This window comes from Lacrimispora sp. (assembly GCF_046972725.1).
Taxonomy (GTDB): domain Bacteria; phylum Bacillota; class Clostridia; order Lachnospirales; family Lachnospiraceae; genus Lacrimispora.
The window spans coordinates 466,253-487,827 of the sequence record NZ_JBKVXF010000002.1; the positions used below are offsets into that span (position 1 = coordinate 466,253).

Below are 21,575 nucleotides of genomic sequence, written 5' to 3' on the forward strand. Positions count from 1 at the left end.
TATATAAGTATTTCCAAAGGAAAAGACAAAGAAATAATGGGAGGATAGCATGAGTAATGAGGATACTAATCGTCTTAATTTATTTGATTTTATGGGTTTTCCGGACCGCTTAAAGCGAGATGAAGCACTGGAAATTTGTGATATTAATAAACTTATTTTAATGCAAGTAGAGGATAATTATTTGCGTTTTTTCGATACTTTTTTAGAACAATATAGTGTATGGTGCTATCACGTTAATAGTTTTAGAAGCCATTTATGGACACATTTTTTATTAATGTATTATCAATATTGCCAAAATCCATTTGATACAATTGATATAAATAAATTTCAATCCCCTGAAGGTGCACATAAAATTTATTTTGATACATTTGCAGAAGATGTAGCGCTTTATTCAATTTCTTATTTTGATAAACATTTAGAAATGTTCAATGACTTATATGATCTGAAAAGATTATCTGGGGAGAAACGTAATCTAACTCGAAGAAAAATAATTAATGAGATGAAAAATATTGAAGAGATTAAAGATCTCGCCTTTGAATATCAACGTGTTGAAAAATCAGAATCGTTCCACCAAATTTTAGCTATACGAAATAATTTTGTTCACAATAAATCATCGTCTTACTATGGGATGGAAGTCACTAAAGTCGGACCTGGTATGTATGTAAGTGGAAATAGTGACGGAATATCTACAGAATTAGTATATAAATCAGTCTGTGAACTGCTAAGAAGTTATGAGCGATTGTGCGAACATGTAAACTCTTTTATTAATGCCAGGGTGGAGGCGTCTAAGCGATAATATTGAATATAATATTAAGATTCAAGGGCAGGCTGTAGCCGGCTCTTTTTAGATATAATAAGATTCAAATTTGTGGAAATATCTATTGACATTAATAAAGAAAAAAAATATATTACCAATAGATATCTAATATAAAACGCTATAATTTATATTGGAATGATACTGGGGGAGATAAGGTTGATTGATTTCAATGAGATGAGCAAAAGAGAATATGATGAACTTGGCTTCTTATATGAGCAAAGATATGGGCCATATAAGCCATTTAAAGAAGGGATAATTGTTGAAAATGAAATTAATCCATACATAAGGCAGCTTATGGATATTGTTTATGATACAGGGGTGGGAAAAATAAATATCGACACTGTGGAAAAGTTTTTATTCTTTAAAATACCGAGAGAAGATTCATGTAGAATTTTGTCGTTACTCCTAAGGAATAAAGTTATATCCGAACAAGGAAAGTTACTTATGAATCATGAGGAATATACTAAATTTATTAATATACTATTGAATGAAACAAAGCCCCAAATTGAGCTTTTAAAGCAAGAAAATATAAAAAAATTAGAGGATCAAACAGAAGAAAATCAACAGTCTGAGGTACTAAAATACAAAATTGAGATAGAAGAAATTGAGGTACCTGAAATAGGGGATAATAAAGTAAATATACGGTCTTTTAAGTATCTTTTTGCATACATGATTATAATGGGGTTATTGCTATTTTTGTGTGCTATGACATATAGAGTTTTGGGCTTTGCTTTTATGATTCCGGCATTTGTAATAACTGGAGCATATTTGTATAAATATTCAAAATGATTTATAAATTGTATACTTCTGTTCGAGAAACAAAAGCTACAAGAATTGTTGAAAACAAATAAACATTCTGAGGTTTAGTAAAAGAAAAGCCCTGCAACATCTGCTGCAAGGCTGAACTTCTCCGGCATACCGTTTGGGGGCAGCCATACCGGTGGCTGTTATAATACAAATAGCACAAAGGAAATTTCTTGTCAAGGGTTGTATTGTCAACAGTTTTCTAGACAACTTTTTTAAGGGTAATCATTCTATACTTCACCGGTGTCAGATATCCCAGTGAAGAATGAATCCTGTGGTTATTGAACCAGTTTACATAATCAGCTAATTCAATCTGAAGATGATATAAGCTGCTAAAGGTCTGATTCCTGACAAACTCTGTTTTAATTATTTTAAATGTTGCTTCTGCAACTGCATTATCATAAGGACACCCTTTATGGCTGAGAGAGCGCTGAATTTCAAATGCTTTTAGAGTTTCATCAATCGTTTGATTCTTGAATTCGTTACCCCGATCCGTATGAAATATCTGGATATCTTTCAGATTCCCTTTTACGGACTGGAACGCTTGTTTTACAAGGTCTGCTGTTTTGTTGCGACCGGCACTGTAACCAATTATTTCTCTATTAAAGAGGTCAACAAGCACACATATATAGTTCCAGCGCATACCGACTCTAACATATGTCAGGTCACTTACAACAATATTTCTATATGGTTGTTTATTGAACTGACGGTCAACGATATTTTCAATTTCTGATTCGTTGCAGGTATCTTTTTGTGGACGGAACTGAGCAGTCGTATAACTTGAAACAAGCCCTTCCTGCTTCATAATCCTTCCGATGCGGCGTCGGGAAACAATCAGATTTCTATCCTTTAAATCAGATTTTATTTTTTGCGTCCCGTAATTATTGCGGCTCGCCTTAAATATATCAATTATGTTTGCTGTCAGTTCAGATTCGTCTTGCTTTGCTTTTGCTTCGTAGTAATAGGTGCTTCTTGGAATTTTTAGGACTCTACACATTGCTGACACAGAGTATTTGTGAGCATTTGCCTTGATCACATTTACTTTCGTCCTAAGATCAGCGCTGCTTGCTTGGCGCTGCCCACCCTTGGTGTAAAATATCGTTCTCCATCTTAAGCTGCTGGTTTTCCTTGCGAAGCCTAAGCAACTCGGTTTCTTCTGTAGAACGGTTATCTTTTTCCTTAAAGGAACCACTGTTATCAGCCTGGGTAATCCATTTATCTAGGAGCGAACTTGCAATATCATATTCTCTTATAATATCGCATTTTCTTTTACCACCTCGATAGAGATCGACGATTTGCTGTTTTAATTCAGGTGTAAATGAACGGCGTGGTCTCGGTTCTTTGTTTTTAGACATAGGGCATCATCCTTTCCTTATTAGTACTATCATATATGCCCTTAAAATTTCTGTCTAGTTAATTGTAGCCGATCCAAATTATTATGTGACTGTACAAGAGAATAAAGGATGCTAGTAAGAAAGCAGAGGTCCAGTTAAAATAAGCAGGTCGAACCTTAAGCCTTTGATGCAGTGGATTTATAGCAACCCCAAAATGAAAGTACCTGTATCTCAGGAGAATACTCTATATTTAACTCTCTATATTGCAGGAAAGAGTATGTTTCGTACAGATATGAAGGAAGAACCTGATTTCATAATTTTGAAAAAATCCACAATCTGGTTACGGCTATGCTTATGAGGATATATAAAACTTTCCATATTGTATTAAGAGATAATTTCAACTTGCGTATGCTTTTGATACAGCATATGATGCCTTTGGATATCCGTATGAAATATGGGATATTTCTGGAGAATCCGTTGTTGGAAAATATTTGTAAAAGGTATTATTTATCCTATACAATTGCTGCACAGAATTAAAAGCGCATTACGGAAAAGAAATTCCTGAAAAATAGATCGGTTTTCTGGCAGGTTTGTTTGCTCTTGCTCTGGAAGAAAAGGAGCCAATGATAGAAAAGAAGAGTATTCTTTTGGTTTGCAGCAGTGGAAAAGCCAGTTCTCAAATGCTTTTATTTCAGCTTAAAAGAGAGTTTGTAGATTATCTGAATGACATTTTTATCTGTAATGTTTATGAATTGGAAACGTTTGACTTAATTCATATTGATTATATTTTTTCTACAGTTTCCATTCTGACCCATAAATCTGTGCCAATCATTGAAGTCCATGATTTTCTGGAGTAAGGGGATATTATATTTGTGAAGAAAACCTTGGAAAGCGGAGATCGGAGTTTCCTTTTGGAACTTTATAAAAAAGAATTTTTTTACAAATACAAAGGAAAAGAAAATAAAAGAGGTTCTTAAAGATATGTGCAAAAAGATTTCTCAGATATATCCCCTGCCGGTGGGCTTTTATGAATCCGTTTTGGAAAGAAAACTACTGGGGAGCACAGATTACGGGAATATGGTGGCAATACCACATCCGCATAAAGCTATGGCCGATAAAAGTATAATTAGTGTTGGTATTCTTAAGGACCCCATTCTCTGGTCAAAAAAAGAAGTGCAGTTGGTTGTATGAGTTGCAATTATTGATTCCACCCAGAGTAAAGTCCAGAAATTTTATGAAATTACATCAAAAGTTTTGCTGTCAACGAAAGCTGTGAATCGTATTCTGGAGAGTAGAAACTTTGAGACATTACTGCAGGTTTTATTGGAAATAAAGAGAAGATATAAGATTACTGTAAATAAAGTGGTAATAAATTTTATATAGAATATGGGAATGTAAGCTGGACACCATGAAAACTTCCCATGATTTAGCAGGTGAAATTGCATGGATATGGAGAAACTTATGGAATTTCAAATATAATAAATAAAGATATTGTATTTATAATTTTGGAACTGATACGATTTTATTTATATATAAAAAATAAAGGTGAATATGGGGATTTAATCTATAAAAGCAATAAAAACCGGTATCACGGAAATCGGGAGGATTGCATTAATTTAGATAAATGCGATGGTTGAGATGTCCGGTATGGAACTGGTAAAAGACCCGGAAAAACAGCAATAGGGCTTACCTTTTGGGTAGCCCTTGGCTTATATATTTTTGCATGTGGGAACTTAGCAGTACTTTGTGATTTTGTGGTATGCCTTACAATCTGGCTATGTTAAAACATAAAAGAAGAAAGTGAAAAATTAATACGCATGCTGACAAATCAGACGCATATAACGCTTCTTGCGGTTGTTTCTGCCAGCAAAATAAGCATACTCACAAAATATCAATTTAAATATTCCAGGATTTCTTCTGCAATCTGAGTATTACCGCCGGAATTCAGCATACATTTCTGATAGATCTGTATGCTTTTTTTATAAGAATCATCCTGCAAGATGCTCATTGCATGATCTGCTAAGATTTCAGGAGTCAGATGTTTTTTTGACAGAGTTTTACCCATATGCAGGGCCTCTATTTGTTTGGCTACTGCGGGCTGGTCGTTACCCACTGGTATTGCAAGCATGGGGACTCCAAAATAAATGGACTCATTGACACTGTTCATTCCGCCATGAGTGATAAATACGCTTGTTTGTTTCAGAACTTCTAACTGGGGTACAAAGGGATAGATGAATATGTTATCAGGAATCAGACCCAGCTTTTCTGCCTTTACATTCGTACCAATTGAGAGAATGACAGTTACCGGTTTCCCTTTAAAGGCCTGAATGCATTTTTTGAAAAATGATGTGGAATTATTTAAAAGTGTGCCTAGAGAGATATAGATTAACGGGGAGCGCAATTTCGGAAACTGGAAGGAGGGATCGATTGGCCTGTCGCTGATTGCAGCTCCTATGTATTTATAATGGGCCGGATCGAATTCTTCCGGAAAAATTTGAAACTCTTTTATGGTGTAGGTAAAGTTTAAAGGCGGGGCATTGTATTCCATTTCTTTTGCAATGCTGTTATAACGCAAATGAAACTTCTTTTGAAGTGACTTAGAAAGCAGACTGCATAATAAGGGATACCGGAATATACAGGTCATATACCAGCCCCCGGTCTGACCAAAATAGTTCAGAATATGCTCATTTAAGGAGAAGGTTGAAAACAGACGGAATGCGGGGATTCCCAGTTCATCAGCAAGGGATTTCCCTGGTAAAAACAGCATTTCATAGATGAGACAGTCATAATCACGGCCGACTCGTTTTACGGTTTGATAAGCAGCGCCCCAGCTTTTCAGCTCTTTTTTAGAGGGAGATAAGGTTTCCGGATAATCATCGTATGGGATAAAATGAGCTCCTGTTTCTTCCACCCTTGTCTTCCAGTCCGGGGACTGGATATAAGTAACTTCATGCCCTAAGTCAATGATGACCTTTGCAAGTCCAAGGGTGGGATTGGTATGCCCGGAAAAGGGCAGATTGACCATTAGAATTTTCTTTTTACTGTTCATAATATTCTTTTAACCTTTCTTTGATTATTTTCTCACTGGTTTCACTAATGAGAGGTGTCTCGAATTTTTGCAGCATAGTCACAATAAACTGGATTCGGTTATATACTTCATGATAGGTACTGTTGACAATGATGGGGTCCAGCCAGACATCAAATAGAAGCATAAAGATTTCTGCAATTTCTTTGGGATGTTTGCAGTTAAATTCCATAGAAGCATTTCCCTGACGGATTATTTCTTCTACATACTTACTTAAAACATTGACGGAATTTCTTAATGTATCCAGCAAAGCATAAGGAACCTTTTCTGCCCAATGATTCTGGGTTAAATTAAATAGAGTATCATCCTTTAGTAGTTCTCTTACAAGCAGATCGATTTTTTCAACGGAATTCAAATCTCTGTTCTCAGCCAGACCCTCAAACAAATTATTTATGAGCTCTTTTCTCTGGGCTATGATATATTCCATAATTTCCTGCTTGCTGTTAAAGTGATGGTACAGAGCGCCCTTAGATAATCCAGTGGATTTCATGATATCCATCATGGTCGTGTTTTCAAATCCGTTTTGGAAAAACAGAGCGGTGGCTGTTGTTGTGATCTTCTGCTTTGTGATACTTGCCTTGTCTATTCTTGACATCTTTGTCACCTCCAAAAAAGACCGCTGGTCGGTTTTATAAATTGTATCAAAATAAAAAATATTTGTCAACTAAAACTATTAATAATGATAAAAATATATTAATGACTTGATATACTTAAAAATAAATAATATTTGTATATAATTAAAGTGGACAAAAAACGACAGAAAGTGGACATTTTTTTAAAATTGTTCATTTTTATGTTTTAATCCATAATAGATTAATAAATATGACAAACAAAAAAGCGGGATATAAAGTGTTCCAAAGTGGATACTTTTCGTGAGAAAAGGGGGGGAATCAATTATGAAGTTTGCAATGCTGTTTCCGGGACAGGGTGCTCAATATGTTGGAATGGGAAAAGCACTTTATGAAACGTATGATTGGGTAAAAGAGATTTATCAGGATATCAAGGATCGCTTTGCATTGGATCTTTACAAGTTGAGCTGCGAAAGCGATTTGGAATATCTGACGAGAACCGATCATGCACAGATAGTCATATTTGTCGTTAGTTACATAAACTATCTTGCATTTTTGAATGAATTTACTATCAGGCCTGATTATATGGCTGGCCACAGCCTTGGCGAATTTACTGCGCTTACAGCATCAGGGGCATTAGCTTTTGAAGAATCCTTAGAATTAGTACTTGAAAGAGGAAGACTTATGCAGATAGAGGCAGAAAAATCCCAGGGCGGAATGCTTGCGGTAAAGGCAGGCAATGAAAAAGTGAAGCTTATATGTAAAGAATTTATGGAACAACATAATTCCAAAGTCTGTATATCTAATTACAATTCAGCAAATCAAATCGTATTGTCAGGAGACACAGATACATTAAATATAATAGAAAAAACATTTGAATCCAATGGTATATTAGCAACCAGATTGAATGTTGGCGCTGCATTTCACAGCAGTTATATGAACATGGCATCCTGTGAGTTCTCATCTTTATTATCAAAGAAAAATTTTTTAGTCCCCAAATGTAAGGTGATTTCAAATGTCAGCAGTCTTCCCTATGGAGAAGATATCTATAGTCTGCTGTCAAGACAGATGGTTTCCGCTGTCCGGTGGCATGAAACCATAAAATATCTGGAAGGGGAGGGCGTTGATATTTACATAGATATAGGACCTAAGAGTATTTTAAAAGGCATGATGAAAAGAAGCCTGAATAAGGGGCATGTATATTCCTATGAAGATGAGGAAGATAAGGCCTTATTGCATCAAATATTCAACAAACAAGAGCAATCATAGGAAAGAGGTGAATTATGAATAAGGCAGCAGTTGTAATTGGGGGTTCAGGTGCTATAGGCAGTGAAATTTGTAAGCGGCTTGCAGGAGAAAACTATCATACCTATTTTACATTTCTGAAAAATAAGGAAACTGCCAGTGAATTAGAACAGGCATTTCCCGGTTATCTCCATGGTTCCTCTTGCAATGTCCGTAATCCTGAAGAGGTGGAGTCTTTAATAGACAGGGCAAATAGGGAGTGTGGAAAAGTTGATGTTTTAATTAACTGTGCAGGTATTTCAGGAGAGAGCCTTTTTGTAAACAAAAGCATTGATGAATGGAGAAATGTTTTGGAAACGAATCTATTCAGTATTTTTTATTCCTGCAGAGCTGTGGTTCCAATTATGGTGGAGCAGTATAGCGGAGTCATAATTAATGTATCTTCTATCTTAGGTACCTTTGGCATTCCCGGAATGGAAGATTATTGTGCTTCAAAAAGCGGCATCATCGGATTTACACAGTCTCTTGCTTCCGAAGTGGCCCGTTTTGGAATCCGGGTCAATTGTATCAGTCCAGGTATGATTGATACCCAGATGTCGAAAGGTGCTCAAAAACAGATTGGGAAAAGTGTTAAAAAGTTAATTCCCTGCAAGGAATTCGGCTCTGCAGAAAATGTTGCTGATTTGATGGGATTTTTGATTTCTGAGAAAGCAAGCTATATTACTGGTGAAAATATTCTGGTTGGCGGTGGTCTTGGAAGAACACTCCCAGTCAGCTAAAAAAAGAAAGGTGGATAAATCATGGAGAACAAGAAATTATTTGATATGGTACAGGAGACGGTTGCAGAGGTACTTGATGTTGAGAAAGAGGAAATCAGTGAAAAAACAAGACCGGTTGTTGATTTGGATGCAGAGTCATTGGATTTGCTGGATATTTTGTTTAAGCTGAGCAGGCAGACGGGTAAGAAAGTGACCATGCAGGTCATCCAGAAAGATGTAAGGGGCGGCTTAACGGAAGATGAATTTATAGACGAGACAGGATATATCACCGCTGCAGGAATAGAAAAAATCAAGGCGGCAATAGGCGATGAGAATATTCAGGCAGAAAATATAACGTCAAAAGAAGTATTAAGGTTGATTGATATTAAATATATCATGAAAATCTTTAACGAAACCCCGGCTGGAGAAGTGTAACATGCGTTTTCATTTGATAGATAAGTTAATATCATTTACAGAGTGGGGAGAAGCTTCGGCAATAAAGAATGTAACGTATGGGAATCCGGAATTTATAGATGACAGTCATCACATGGATGAAACCCTTTTTCTGGAAAGTATGTTCCAGTGTGCCGCATGGCTGATTGTACTATCCTCCGATCAGAAATTGAGGCCTACCATTGTAACGGCAGAGGGATACCAGATATACGAACATGCTTCTCCTGGGGAACAGCTTAAAATTAATGTTACCATTGAGGATCATAATGTGGAGTATGCAACCATTCGCGGAGAAGTCTATAAAAAAGACAAATTATGTGCAACGTTAAAGAATGCTATTTTAAAGCTGGTTGATACATCCGGCTTAGAGGATCCGGAAATGACCCGGAGGTATATAAAGTACTTGACTCAAAAAAGAGGGGATGTTGGAATATAACATCCCTTTTTTAGAAAGGCGAAACTATGATAACAAAAGAAGATAGAAAAGTAGTAGTGACGGGAATGGGTATGATTACGCCGATTGGTAATAATGTGGAGCAATCCTGGAAGAACTTGTTAAAGGAAGAGTCCGGGATAAAGCGGATAACATTATTTGATACAGAGGGATTCTCCTGTAAAATCGCAGGGCAGGTAAAAGATGATGGGTATCGAAGCGATTTGCCCTATAGCAGGGGCACATATTTTGGATTAGCTGCATCAAAGGAAGCACTGAAGGATGCGGAGGTGGTAAATGAAGCAGGTATTCTTGATGAGATGGCTGTTTTTCTTGGCAATTCAGGGACAAGAACCGGGCTTGATGATTTTTCCGAAGAATTCAAAGCCCGGAATTTAAAAGAATTGACTTTAAAAAACTTAAACAGTGACAGCCAGTTTGATAAAAGCAGATATTCCGCTGCCGCAGAAACAATTGCAAAGGAATGTAATCTGTCTGGCGGCTGCTGCTCTATTACTACAGCCTGTGCATCAGGCACCCAGGCAATTGGTATGGCTTATGAAAGCATTAAAGCAGGAGAAAATACGGTGGTGCTTGCAGGAGGCTGCGATGCCATGATAACGGAAATAGATTTGATGGGATTTTGCATGCTGGGAGCTGTAACAAGCGAATATAATGAAAATCCAACAAAGGGAAGCAGACCTTTTAATAAGGACAGAAGCGGGTTTGTTCTGGGGGAAGGGGCAGGCATGCTGGTTCTTGAAGAAAAGAAACATGCGCTGGCCAGAAAGGCTAAAATATATGCTGAAATTGTTGGCTTTGGAAATGCCATTTCCGGTTACAGCATTCTCGATACGCCTCCCGATGGTGAAAATCTTGCTCAAGCCATGAAAATCGCCATGGATGAAGCTGGAATTAACAAAAATCAGATTGGGTATATCAATGCTCATGGAACATCGACACGTGATAATGATTCCTCAGAAGCAGCGGCTGTAATAAAAGTATTTGGCGAAGATGTCATGAGTATCCCCATAAGCTCCACAAAGGCATCCACCGGTCATTTGATTTCAGGAGCTGGCGCGATAGAAGCTATTTTTTCAATTATGGCACTGAAGGATCAGTGTCTGCCTCCAACCTTGAATCTTGAGGACATAGACGGAAAATGTACCTTGTTCCATATTCCCAAGCCATTAAAAAGAACCATTGATTATGTTATGTCCAATTCACTTTGATTTGGGGGATCCAATGCCAGCGTTATTTTCAGGAGGAGTGGCAAATGAGCTTTCGTATGGTTGATAAAATTTGTGAAGTCAGCGATTCCGGCATAAAGACCATAAAATTACTTTCAATTGCTGAACCTGTATATGAAATACATTTTCCTTTTTTTCCCGTACTTCCGGCTGTGCTCTTATTAGAAAATGTCAAACAGAGCATTGATTTATATATAAGAAAAAATGAGAAAGAAAAGACATGTTTTTTTAAGGGAGTCAGAAAGCTGAAAGTATATAAAGCCCTGCAACCTGGGGATGCAATTTTTACGGAAGTATGTTTGATCAGTAAAGCGGATGATTGTTACGTATTTGAAGCAAATATCTATCATGATGAAATGATAGCTGCTAAGCTAAAAGAGGTTAAGGTTGTTGTGGAAAAGGAGAAAACTGCATGGGAAAAAGAATTGCAATCACAGGTCTGGGAGTAAGCTTACAATTGCCGGTTGCTGACAATAAAAAAGAAAAAGCCTTTAAGAACAGAAAAATAAAAAAGTTATTATCAAGAGGAGAAAAAATCTTTTGCCGTTCTGCCGTTGATGCTGTTGCTGATTCCGGGATTCTGGAAATGGATACAGCAAACGAAAAAAGAGGGATATTTCTTGGTACGACAAAGGAATCCTCCTCAAGAACTGAGCTTTTAAACGTTTTAAAGAGTATTTATGATGGAGAAATCAGACATAAGGAGTTTGCAGAAGCCGTAGCGGAAAACATGTCCCCTTTATTTGTCATCAAGTCTCTGCCCAATGCGTGTCTGCATTATGCCGCAGAGGAGTTTGGCATAAGAGGTAGTAATTCCTTATTTATCACAAATGGGGCAGCAGGCTCTCAGGCAATCGCTGCTGCGTATCATACAATTTTAAGGGGCGACTGTATCTGGTGTCTGGCCGGTGGATTCGATTCCCACATGGATGAGGAAGAAGCGTATAATTTTAAGCAATATGGATTTAAAACAGATTATCCGGATGGGAGGAAAAACAGTGAGGTATTAGGAGAGGGAGCAGGCACCTTTATTGTGGAAGATTATGACCATGCTGTTTCAAGAAAAGCAAAAATATATGGTGAGATTATTGGTCATGGAGAAGTCTTTTTAAATCTTGATAAGGAAGAAACGGAAAATATACGGATTCTGAAAATGGGAATATATAAAAGCCTGGAATCAGCACAGGAAGACGTTGATAATGTTTCATTGATCCACGTGGATGGTCTGACCTATAAAAATTATCATGTAATCGAGGAAAAGGCTATTCAAGATATCTTTCACGACATCCCGCAGATCAATTTAAAGAATCAGTTTGGAAATCTGCTGGGTGCAGCAGCTGCTGTAGAAATTGCCGAAGCTCTTATCAGAAAGAAAGCCAGTCAAAGCAAATCTCAGGTATTTATGAAAATATCTGCTGGTTTTGGAGGAGAAGTATCAATTATTGTGATAAGGAGGAATGAACGATGAATTCAAAAATCTCAGGAATAGGTTCTTATTTTCCAGGTGCGGCCATATCAAATGAACTATTAGCTGAAAGGTATGAAATTGACCCCTGGCTCTTAAAAGAATTAGGGGTGGAGAACCGGTTTTGGGCCTCTGATCCTGAAAGACGGACTCTGAATGAGACGCAAAGCGAAATGATGGCAAAGGCCATAGAAGAAGCAATTGCTGATTCACAGATTCAAAAGGAGGAGATTGATTTACTGATCACGACATCAACAGTACCGGATTATACCCTGCCCACAACGGCTACGCTGGTACAGGAACTGTTGGAAATCAAAAAGTGTAACGCCCTGGAGATTCATTGCGGATGTGTTGGGGCGCTTCAGGCAATTGATATTGCAAATTGCTATATTAAATGCAAAAAAGCCAGAACGGTAGTAATAGCCGCAGGCAATCTGATGAGCACCTATTGGCTTCGGGATTGGAAGAATAAAGAAATAGAGGGAATGGCAGATCAGCTAAATATGGCCATGTTTTCAGACAGTGCCAGTGCCATTGTGATTCAGGAGTCTGAAGAAGAAGGGATTTTATATAGTTTTTCAGAAAGTGTGGGAAGTGGGATTGAAAAAGGAATCTTTTTAGATATGGGCGGGGCTGTATACCCGGGAGACCAGATAGATTTTGCTGAGAACCGCCATAAATGGAGCCAAAGGCCCAAACTGATCAAAAAACATGGCAGCGCGTTATCAAAGAGTGCCATGGAAGAGCTGGCAGAAGGTACCGGCCTTTCCATACAGGATTTAAAGTGGATTATTTTCCCCCAGGCCAACCCTTCCTTACTGCTTAATGATATAGAGGCATTAAGATCCAGCGGGTTTCCGGTTGAAAAAATCAGATATAACGTGAATAAGGTGGGAAATAGTGCAACGGCATCGCTGTTTCATGTTCTATATGAGATTGATAAAAACGGAGAACTGGCATACGGAGACAAAATAGCCATAATTGGAGGGGAAGCTTCAAAATGGATGTATGGGGGCGTGTTGATCGAATGGAAAAAATAGCGCTTGTTACGGGAAGCTCCAGAGGAATCGGGAAAGTGATTGCTGAAAAATTCCTGTCAGAAGGTTACACGGTGTATGTTCATTACTGCATGAATGAAGAACTGGCAAAAAACACTTATATGGATTTCTTAAAACGGAATTTTAAAGCAAAGCTGGTCTGTTCTGATATTTCCAATGAAGAAGAAATAAAACAGATGTTTCATAAAATCCAGGAAGAATCGGGATATTTGGATGTATTGATCAACAATGCAGCATCAGGAGTACATAAAAATATTACTGATATCAGGAAGAGAGACTGGGATTTCACATTTGAGGTAAATGCAAGAGGGACATTTTTATGCAGCAAATATGCGGTTCCTTTAATGAAAGAAGGGGCTGAAAGGCATAAGGCAATCGTGAATATTACCAGTACCGGAAGCCAGAGGTTTATTCCTGGATATTCTCTCATAGGAGGGACAAAAGCGTACATAGAGAATCTTACAAAATATATGGCATGTGAATTATCCGGCTATGGAATTAACGTCAATGCGGTTTCAGGAGGTCTGGTCGAAACAGATTCTTTAAATTATTTTCAGGATAAAAAGCTGGTAATGGAAGAATTTAAAAAAAAAGTTCCAGCAGGACGTATGGTTTTGCCGGAAGACATTGCCGATTTAGTGTTATTTCTATGTGGTTCAAAGTCTGAAATGATTAGAGGTCAGACGATTATTGTAGACGGCGGAGCATCTTTGGTTTGAAAATTCAGCCCCGGAGGAAAAGAATATGAAATACAATAACAAAAATAAAAATGAGATATACACAGGAAATAAAAGCTATCCCGGGAAAAAGTCTTCCTATGATGTCTGGACGAGGGGAAATGTAGCGGAAGCGTTTCCCGATATCATGACACCGCTAAGCTGGTCGCTGTGGGGAGAAACCATGAATGAATTGTTAAGAAATGCTTTCCGGTATTATTCATTTTCATCGGAGGTAAAAGAAAAGTGCTTTATTATGCTGAATAATAGAAAGCTTTATTACAATATCGGCTTAGTAAATCTGTATATGAAAAAAATAGGACTCTTTTCTATGGATGAGATTGTAGGCGGAGAAACGGCGTATAGAGCGAAGCAGCAAAAAGGAAGAATTCATTGGATAAAGTTTTTGTTTCATTTACCCGGCAGTATAAAAGCGGAAAAAAATAACGGAAAGCTGGAAGAAGAATCCCGGTTAAAGTGGAGGGAGTTTTGGCGTTATCATAAAAAATGGGCTGAATTGGATTATCAATCCATGAATATAAATGAGCTTTTTCATTTATTTAATGAAAAAATTATCTATGGAAAAGCAAACATGCATCTACATACCGATGCCACAACCGCTGCATTTTCAAAGATGGCAATGCTCCAATGGAAACTGAAGAAAAATGGGTATGATAATTCAATTTTATTAAAGCTGGTAAATGATATAGAAGGGATTGAGATGGCAGAAATCAGCAAGCACATGGAACAGCTGAAACATATGATTGAGCCATTGGAACAGAAACAGCAGATATTGCAATGTCTGAAAAATGAAAACTGGGAGCAGTCATTGCTGGATTCAGGCTTCCCACAGGTCTGTCAATTTATTCAGGATCATCTGATTGCCAACTACGGCCACCGGGGAAAGAATGAACTGGAAATAAAAGAACCTTACTGGGCGGAAAATCCGCGTATGCTATTAAATATGGTCATTGAACGATGTGAGAATAAAGAAGCAGGCAGATTAAGGGAACAGGAAAAAATAAATGTGGAGGATAAAAAATTTGGGAAATTAATCCGGCAGGCCAGAACCTTTACCATGCTGAGAGAGAATAATAAACATTATTTATATTTTATTATAGCAGAGATCAAAAGAATCATAAGAATATTGAATTTAAAGTTATGTGGCATCATACCCCAGATGGAGCAGGATGACATATATTTTATGAATTATGAGGAATTAGGCCGGCTGGTCAGGGATCCCTCAGAGTTCGAGAAAATAAAAGCAAATGTTACGGTTAGAAAAAAGATTTATTCCCAGTTTTTGTTAAATTGTGAGGAACCGGCAACGGAAAAACCTGTAAAACAAATACTTCGGGGAATACCAGCCTGCTATGGACGGGCAGAAGGAAAGGTTAAAGTAATCAGTCATGATTATGCCGGGGACATAAAAAAGGGAGATATTATTGTAATTAAATCCCTTGATATCAGTTGGACTCCTCTGTTTTCCGTTGCAGGAGGGCTGATTACTGAACTGGGAGGAATTTTGTCACATGCTGCTATTATAGCCAGAGAATACAATATACCAGCCATCGTTAATGTAGAGAATGCGACTGCAATCCTTAAAAATGGAGACCAGATAATATTAGATGGTGAAACTGGAGTAATCCATTATGATAAAACTGTTTCTACTTCATAAAAGCAGGTATTCTTATCAGTCAGTCCAGCGTATGGTTCAATCCATCGATACCAGAGGAGTTGTGATTTATAATAGGAAGGGACAGGCTGTCATTGCACAGGCAGACCTTTTCCTTAATATATCTCATTCCGGGGAATGGGTGGTAATCGGTGTAGGAAAAGAGAGGATTGGAATCGATATCCAGCGCTATAAAGGAAAGAGCAGAGATTTTATTGAATATGTAACTGGTGAAGCAGAGATGTCACTGCCGCTGTTTAGTAAAATATGGTCCATTAAGGAATGTTTTGTTAAATGGCTGGGCACAGGCTGGGTAGGAATAGAGCCGAATGAAATATATATAGACTTTAATCTGCAAAAAGTATACAGCAAAACAGAGTCAGCCTATTTTATAACAACGGAGATATTTGAATCTTATATTGTTTGTGTATGCAGTGAATTATCATCTATCCTTAAGGAAAGGATCATATTTGAATGAGTAATCGTGTCTTTATAACAGGAATGGGTATGATATCACCTCTTGGTGATAGCGTTGATGAGAACTGGAACAGCCTGATACAAAGAAAAAACCATTTTGTGCCCTATCAGTTGTTGAAAGGAAAAGGCAAAAGAGTGGAAGAATTCTATGTCGGAAGGGTATCGTGCAGTTCTGAGCGGAGAAAATACAGTAAATTAGCGGAAGATGCTTTGGTTCAGGCAATCCAGGATTCCGGAATCGTCCCAGAGGAAAATCAGGGAAGATGTGCACTTATTATAGGCAGCAGCATAGGAAACAGCGAATACATGTCTCAAAATACAAATGACCGGCATGGCAGGCTGCAATTAGACGAAGTACTGCCTGAAGTTCTTGCTCATGAACTGGCTGAAAAATATGGTGTAAATTCCATTGTCATAGTGATAAACAGCGCCTGTTCCTCTGCTTCAAACGCAATAGGGAAAGCCTACCGGCTCATTAAAAACAATCAGATTGACTGCGCTTACGTAATCGGTATCGATTCCGTGCTTTCAGACCTGGGTCTGGCCAGCTTTTCTGCTTTAGGAGTACTTAGCAGTGATGAAGCGATGAGGCCGTTTGATGTCCATCATAATGGTTTTATTCTAAGTGAAGGATCAGGGGCCTTAGTCTTGCAGCGAGAGGACTGTATTGACATAAGTCATTTAAAGGCCTGTACAGAAATTATCGGCTATGGGGCCAGCTGCGATGCCTTTCACATAGTTGCGCCTGACACGAAAGGACAGGGAGCCGCCTTGTCCATGAAACGGGCACTGGAGGATGCAGGTATTAAATCCACAGACGTCGATTATATCAATTGCCATGGGACCGGAACGAAGTTAAATGATGAATCGGAATACCATGCAATGGAGCTGATTTTTAATCATCCGGTCTATGCAAGCTCTACCAAAGGGATGACCGGACATTTACTGGGTGCCTGCGGGGGAGTTGAAACAATATTTTCTTGTCTGGCAATTAAAAATGACTTGATTCCAGGAACTGTGAATTTAAAAGATCCCATAAAAAACAATAACATTTTATTGCTGTCTGAGAATCGAAAAACGAAGTTAAAGGTTGTAATGAATAACACATTTGCCTTTGGAGGACAGAATGCATCGTTGCTCTTAAAGAAGTGGGAAGGAGAAACTGTTTGAATCGTATATTTATTAAAGATATCGTCTGCCTTTATCCGGAGGAAGTCAGCGGGTACATAGATACAGAGTTGTACCTGCTTCCCAGGGAAAAAAGAAAGCTTGACCGGTATTCACAAATATCTTTAGCGATCTCTAAAAAGATACATAAATCAAACCCGGATTTTTTTGGACACGGTGAAGATATTTCTGTTTTATCAGCGACCTGCTTTGGGGCAACGAATACAATAACGGATGAAGTCGCCAGATATCATGATACAGGACTGGTATCGCCTGTGTTTATCACTAAAATACTTTCAAATATGCAATCTGCCGTTATAGCAATTGCATTGCAGTTGAAAGGTACCAATTATACGGTATCAACAGGAATCAACTCATCATGCGATGCAGTGATAGATGGATATGAGCTGATCATGGAAAACCGGGAAAACCGTGTATTAGTTGTCAGCAGTGATTCCTGTAGAGGTGAATTTGGAATGGCGGTACAAAGAAATTACCATCAGGCTGATGTTAAAGATTTTGGCGAATGCGGAGCCGCATTATTACTGGATTCACAGTCTGGATATGGGGCTATAGCGGAAATAACAGATATACAGAGAGGGATTCTATATGAAAACGAAAGTATCTGGAGCCGGTTGAATGTTGATGTGGAGAAGGAAGAGAACAGAAGTCATGGGATCTACTTAAAAGAATCGAATAAGCAGATGAATGTATTCCCTCTCTCTTCTGGTTCTCAGACTGTTTTTGATATAAAAAAGGGAATTGAAACCTGCAGAGATAACAAGGAAACGGAGTTTATTGTTTATAGTATTTCTAAGAAAACAGTATATAGTGCAATCACCATTAAATGCATCCCAGATTAATTTTGTTCAGGCTGATGAGGAGATTTATGGCGTATGTATGTGAAAAACTTAAAAGATATAACTATTCGTGACAATATAGATGTTGGGGGCAAGGCTGCAAATCTGGGAGAATTATACTCGTTAAAGGTTAATATTCCAATGGGATTTTGCATTACTTACCGTGGGTATGAAGACTTTATAAAAGAAAACGGAATCAATGAATCGATCCAACACTATTTAAGTGAAAATTCAAATGGAAGGATGTCCCTGGAAGAGTGCAGCAAATGCATCTTGGAACGTTTTTTGCATGGAAACATACCTATTAATTTAAAAATAGAAATTATTAAGCAATACAGGGCGCTGGGAAAAAAAGAAAGTGTTGCAGTCAGGTCCTCAGCAAATATGGAAGACCGAAAAGAGGCAAGTTTCGCAGGACAGCAGGATACTTTTTTAAATATCTCAGGGGATTTTAATGTGTTTCAACATGTAAAAAAATGCTGGGCATCCCTATGGTCTCCGAGAGCAATTGATTACAGAAGGAAAAATAATTTTCAAAATAATCATATTCAGATGGCAGTTCTCATTCAGAAGATGATCAGTCCTGATGCAGCAGGCGTTGTTTTCACCTGCAATCCCATAAATGGCCAAAAGGAGGAAATGCTTGTTAATTCGGCATACGGCCTGGGCGAGGCAGTTGCTTCAGGTACTGTTTCACCGGATACTTATGTCTATGATACGAATAAAAAAAGAATTATATACAGAAAAAAGGGGGGAAAGGAATACCGGTTTATTAATTCTGAAAGTGGCATAAAAAAGGTATTTAACAGCGGGAAATTTAGACAAACATATTCCTTAAATTATCTAAATGTTTTGAGATTAGTTAAAGTATGCAAAAAGATTGAAGGTAGGTTTGGTTGTCCGCAGGATATCGAATGGGGAATTGTAAAAGGAAAAATATATATTGTGCAATCCAGGCCTATTACTCATATAAGATAAAACGAGAAAATTACAATAAGATAAGGAATTTTTACATGGTGAAAATAATGAGGATAAAACAGTATAACCTATAACCTACGGAGGTGAATAGGATGAATATTGGGTTTTATACAAAAGACATTCATTTTAAAAGTTCAGTCAATAAAGTCATACATACCATCATCAAATATAAATATTCCCCATTGGAACTAAATGTCTGGGAGGATATTAAGAGTGCCCTGTTTCTGATAGACGAAGAGTATTGCGATGGTTTTATCATCGATATTTCGGATAATACCAAAGAAGAGTTATGCGGATTTATATCGAAGCTGATCAAGCAGTACCCTCATACAAAGATCATAGTTTTAATTGATGATTTAGAATGTATTGACTGGTTCTTAAAATATAAAATATTCAAGTATATGTCCAAGAAAAATATAATAAAGGAATTGGAGACAATACTTGAAATTTTGCATCATAGTGTTGCCGGTAAGAAAAACAAAACGCTTGAACTGGTAACGAAAAAAAGATATGATAAAATATATTTTAATGATATTTTGTATATAAACCGAGATGGTAAAAATGTGAATATATTTACTGCGCACAATGGATGTGTAACTTATCGCATGAGTCTGATGCATGTTTATGAAAAATTAGACGAAAAAACCTTTATCTATGTAGATAAAGGCTGTATCGTGAACAGTTCTTTTGTATGTGCGTGTACGGCTCAGCATTTGCAGTTGATCAACGGTATTAAATTACCTGTCAGCAGAGATGGAATAAAAAGGCTGTCAAAGCTGCTTCATTTTAATAATGTTTTCATCAATTAAATATCCAGTATTAAATACTTCAATGAACTGCTAACTACATAAAATTGAAAAAGTTTATTAAAACAATCAGGAGGTTTTTACATGAAAAAAACGATATCATTCATTCTTTCCCTTACAATGGTATTTGCAATGTCTGCCACAGTATTAGGGGCGGAGCAGCAATCCATTTCCACTTTTGCAAGTACTGGAAGCGATTCCACAGGTTCTTTCAGTATTCTTTCCTACAATATCGGAGGGCTGCCAGCTATGTTTTCAAGTAGTGGAGATCCTAAGAATTATATTCCTCAGATTGGAGCCAAGCTCCATGCCTACGATTTAGTAAATGTACAGGAAGATTTCAATTACCACGCTTCGCTCTATGCAAATGATACTCATGCATACAGGACCCCCACTTCCGGAGGGGCTGGAATTGGTGATGGGATGAATTTCCTGTCGAAATTTCCTTTTGAAGATACAGACCGGGAAACATGGAAAGACCGTTATGGTTTTTTGGATAGCGGCAGTGATGAGCTGACACCAAAGGGATTCATGTACAATCAGGTTAAAATAGCAGATGGAGTTTATGTAGATGTTTATAATCTTCATGCGGATGCGGATACGGATCCAAAATCAGAGGCTGCAAGACGCAGTAATTTAAATCAGCTTGCTACATATATTGAGCAATATTCCAAGGGGCATGCAGTGATTGTATTTGGAGATACGAATTGCCGGTATACCCGGACGGAGGATAACTTAAAAGCCCTGTTTGTTGACCGGTTGGAAATGAAAGATGTCTGGGTAGAAAAAATCAGAAATGGTAATTATCCGGAAATGGGAAAAGAAGCATTGCTTGGCAGGTCCGGGGAGACGAGTGCCGACAATGAAGTTGTGGATAAGATTTTTTACCGGAGCGGTGCTGGTATTACGTTAAATCCTACTTCTTATAAGGTTGAAAATAAATATTTTACCGATTCAGAGGGAAATCAGCTTTCAGATCATTATGCGATTAGTGCTAATTTTACTTATACCAGGGATAACCGTATCGTTTATAGTGATTTATGGGGAGGACCAGGCGGAATAGCTTTCAATTTCTTAAGAAGTACATCACCAATATCTCACAGACCTGTTTCTGTTGCTATAAGGGGAGATAACCGTGTGGATGCAATATCAATGACCTACGATGACGGCACCGTGCTCACCAATGGCGGAACTGGCGGAACCCAGAAGACATTGGACTTAGAAAGCGGTGAGTATATAAATAAGGCGGTTATTTATAAAGATGAGTATAAGGGAGCAGACAGGATATTTTATCTGGAGCTGACAACAAATAAGGGGCGGATCTTGAAAAATGGGAAAAAAAGCGGAACAGCACTCACGCTAACCGCTCCATCAGGAACTTATATTGCAGGATTTTTCGGGCGGGCAGAGGCTAATGTTGATAAGCTTGGAGTTATTATCAGAACATTAAAATAAGCAAAAGCAGATTTCTTTATGGTAGTTGTTTGACGGTTTAGTTTTATTTTTGGTAAGAATGCAATAACGGATTTGCGGTTGAAATATTTGGCAGGGAACACACAGAAGCGATATTATGGAAGGCATTTATTTGTTAGAAAGCTGCCTGACCATTGATGACTTTGAGGCAA

23 protein-coding genes and 1 pseudogene are annotated in these 21,575 nt (G+C 37.8%); 21 read left to right on the forward strand and 3 right to left on the reverse strand.

The window, feature by feature from the left end:
• Window positions 1-49 precede the first annotated feature (49 nt).
• Together ACLTWA_RS10500 and ACLTWA_RS10505 are read left to right on the forward strand one after the other, a co-directional pair.
• On the forward strand, window positions 50-796 hold the full coding sequence (locus ACLTWA_RS10500; protein WP_412327649.1) for a Cthe_2314 family HEPN domain-containing protein: 747 nt from the start codon (window positions 50-52) through the stop codon (window positions 794-796).
• A gap of 177 nt (window positions 797-973) precedes the next feature.
• On the forward strand, window positions 974-1,606 hold the full coding sequence (locus ACLTWA_RS10505; protein ID WP_412327650.1) for a hypothetical protein: 633 nt from the start codon (window positions 974-976) through the stop codon (window positions 1,604-1,606).
• A 217-nt stretch (window positions 1,607-1,823) separates the two neighbouring features.
• On the opposite strand, the pseudogene ACLTWA_RS10510 reads toward ACLTWA_RS10505, so the two are convergent.
• Window positions 1,824-2,976, reverse strand: a pseudogene (locus ACLTWA_RS10510) (IS3 family transposase).
• Between the two features lie 333 nt (window positions 2,977-3,309).
• Between ACLTWA_RS10510 and ACLTWA_RS10515 the strand changes: the two are divergent.
• The 3 genes from ACLTWA_RS10515 to ACLTWA_RS10525 all read left to right on the forward strand — a co-directional run bounded on the left by ACLTWA_RS10515 (window position 3,310) and on the right by ACLTWA_RS10525 (window position 4,146).
• Entirely contained in the window at window positions 3,310-3,492 is a 183-nt protein-coding gene (locus ACLTWA_RS10515; protein ID WP_412327651.1) for a PRD domain-containing protein, read from the forward strand.
• 86 nt (window positions 3,493-3,578) lie between these two features.
• Window positions 3,579-3,812, forward strand: a complete 234-nt coding sequence (locus tag ACLTWA_RS10520) for a hypothetical protein (RefSeq protein WP_412327652.1) — start codon at window positions 3,579-3,581, stop codon at window positions 3,810-3,812.
• Between the two features lie 64 nt (window positions 3,813-3,876).
• Window positions 3,877-4,146: a PTS sugar transporter subunit IIA gene (locus tag ACLTWA_RS10525; protein WP_412328120.1), complete on the forward strand. Its 270-nt coding sequence runs from the start codon at window positions 3,877-3,879 to the stop codon at window positions 4,144-4,146.
• A 700-nt stretch (window positions 4,147-4,846) separates the two neighbouring features.
• Here the strand turns inward: ACLTWA_RS10525 and ACLTWA_RS10530 are convergent.
• Window positions 4,847-6,004 carry a macrolide family glycosyltransferase gene (locus tag ACLTWA_RS10530; RefSeq protein ID WP_412327653.1) on the reverse strand — a complete coding sequence of 386 codons (1,158 nt, stop codon included), beginning with the start codon at window positions 6,002-6,004 and terminating at the stop codon, window positions 4,847-4,849.
• Window positions 5,994-6,635 carry a TetR/AcrR family transcriptional regulator gene (locus ACLTWA_RS10535; protein ID WP_412327654.1) on the reverse strand — a complete coding sequence of 214 codons (642 nt, stop codon included), beginning with the start codon at window positions 6,633-6,635 and terminating at the stop codon, window positions 5,994-5,996. The genes ACLTWA_RS10530 and ACLTWA_RS10535 overlap by 11 nt, the downstream gene beginning before the upstream one ends.
• A gap of 301 nt (window positions 6,636-6,936) precedes the next feature.
• On the opposite strand from ACLTWA_RS10535, the gene ACLTWA_RS10540 reads away from it, so the two are divergent.
• From ACLTWA_RS10540 to ACLTWA_RS10615, 16 genes are all read left to right on the forward strand, one after another.
• On the forward strand, window positions 6,937-7,878 hold the full coding sequence (locus ACLTWA_RS10540) for an ACP S-malonyltransferase (RefSeq protein ID WP_412327655.1): 942 nt from the start codon (window positions 6,937-6,939) through the stop codon (window positions 7,876-7,878).
• Between the two features lie 14 nt (window positions 7,879-7,892).
• Window positions 7,893-8,633, forward strand: coding sequence for a 3-oxoacyl-ACP reductase FabG (fabG, locus tag ACLTWA_RS10545; protein WP_412327656.1), 741 nt, complete (start codon window positions 7,893-7,895; stop codon window positions 8,631-8,633).
• A gap of 21 nt (window positions 8,634-8,654) precedes the next feature.
• Complete coding sequence (locus tag ACLTWA_RS10550; RefSeq protein ID WP_412327657.1) at window positions 8,655-9,047, forward strand: acyl carrier protein; 393 nt, start codon at window positions 8,655-8,657, stop codon at window positions 9,045-9,047.
• A gap of 1 nt (window position 9,048) precedes the next feature.
• The gene (locus tag ACLTWA_RS10555; RefSeq protein ID WP_412327658.1) at window positions 9,049-9,501 is read left to right on the forward strand and encodes a hypothetical protein; all 453 of its coding nucleotides are present in this window, start codon (window positions 9,049-9,051) and stop codon (window positions 9,499-9,501) included.
• Between the two features lie 26 nt (window positions 9,502-9,527).
• Entirely contained in the window at window positions 9,528-10,730 is a 1,203-nt protein-coding gene (locus ACLTWA_RS10560) for a beta-ketoacyl-[acyl-carrier-protein] synthase family protein (protein ID WP_412327659.1), read from the forward strand.
• 56 nt (window positions 10,731-10,786) lie between these two features.
• On the forward strand, window positions 10,787-11,197 hold the full coding sequence (locus ACLTWA_RS10565; RefSeq protein WP_412327660.1) for a hypothetical protein: 411 nt from the start codon (window positions 10,787-10,789) through the stop codon (window positions 11,195-11,197).
• Window positions 11,161-12,216: a beta-ketoacyl synthase N-terminal-like domain-containing protein gene (locus ACLTWA_RS10570; RefSeq protein WP_412327661.1), complete on the forward strand. Its 1,056-nt coding sequence runs from the start codon at window positions 11,161-11,163 to the stop codon at window positions 12,214-12,216. Before ACLTWA_RS10565 ends, ACLTWA_RS10570 begins: the two co-directional genes overlap by 37 nt.
• Complete coding sequence (locus tag ACLTWA_RS10575) at window positions 12,213-13,253, forward strand: 3-oxoacyl-ACP synthase III family protein (protein ID WP_412327662.1); 1,041 nt, start codon at window positions 12,213-12,215, stop codon at window positions 13,251-13,253. The genes ACLTWA_RS10570 and ACLTWA_RS10575 overlap by 4 nt, the downstream gene beginning before the upstream one ends.
• Entirely contained in the window at window positions 13,241-13,990 is a 750-nt protein-coding gene (locus ACLTWA_RS10580) for an SDR family oxidoreductase (RefSeq protein ID WP_412327663.1), read from the forward strand. The genes ACLTWA_RS10575 and ACLTWA_RS10580 overlap by 13 nt, the downstream gene beginning before the upstream one ends.
• A gap of 25 nt (window positions 13,991-14,015) precedes the next feature.
• The gene (locus ACLTWA_RS10585; protein ID WP_412327664.1) at window positions 14,016-15,665 is read left to right on the forward strand and encodes a PEP-utilizing enzyme; all 1,650 of its coding nucleotides are present in this window, start codon (window positions 14,016-14,018) and stop codon (window positions 15,663-15,665) included.
• Window positions 15,640-16,140, forward strand: a complete 501-nt coding sequence (locus ACLTWA_RS10590; RefSeq protein ID WP_412327665.1) for a 4'-phosphopantetheinyl transferase family protein — start codon at window positions 15,640-15,642, stop codon at window positions 16,138-16,140. Before ACLTWA_RS10585 ends, ACLTWA_RS10590 begins: the two co-directional genes overlap by 26 nt.
• Window positions 16,137-17,309: a beta-ketoacyl-[acyl-carrier-protein] synthase family protein gene (locus ACLTWA_RS10595; RefSeq protein ID WP_412327666.1), complete on the forward strand. Its 1,173-nt coding sequence runs from the start codon at window positions 16,137-16,139 to the stop codon at window positions 17,307-17,309. The genes ACLTWA_RS10590 and ACLTWA_RS10595 overlap by 4 nt, the downstream gene beginning before the upstream one ends.
• Window positions 17,306-18,169, forward strand: a complete 864-nt coding sequence (locus ACLTWA_RS10600) for a beta-ketoacyl synthase N-terminal-like domain-containing protein (protein ID WP_412327667.1) — start codon at window positions 17,306-17,308, stop codon at window positions 18,167-18,169. Before ACLTWA_RS10595 ends, ACLTWA_RS10600 begins: the two co-directional genes overlap by 4 nt.
• A 33-nt stretch (window positions 18,170-18,202) precedes the next feature.
• Window positions 18,203-19,144, forward strand: coding sequence for a PEP/pyruvate-binding domain-containing protein (locus ACLTWA_RS10605; RefSeq protein ID WP_412327668.1), 942 nt, complete (start codon window positions 18,203-18,205; stop codon window positions 19,142-19,144).
• Between the two features lie 92 nt (window positions 19,145-19,236).
• On the forward strand, window positions 19,237-19,953 hold the full coding sequence (locus tag ACLTWA_RS10610) for a LytTR family transcriptional regulator DNA-binding domain-containing protein (RefSeq protein ID WP_412327669.1): 717 nt from the start codon (window positions 19,237-19,239) through the stop codon (window positions 19,951-19,953).
• Between the two features lie 81 nt (window positions 19,954-20,034).
• Window positions 20,035-21,405, forward strand: a complete 1,371-nt coding sequence (locus ACLTWA_RS10615) for a jacalin-like lectin (RefSeq protein ID WP_412327670.1) — start codon at window positions 20,035-20,037, stop codon at window positions 21,403-21,405.
• Window positions 21,406-21,575 lie beyond the last annotated feature (170 nt).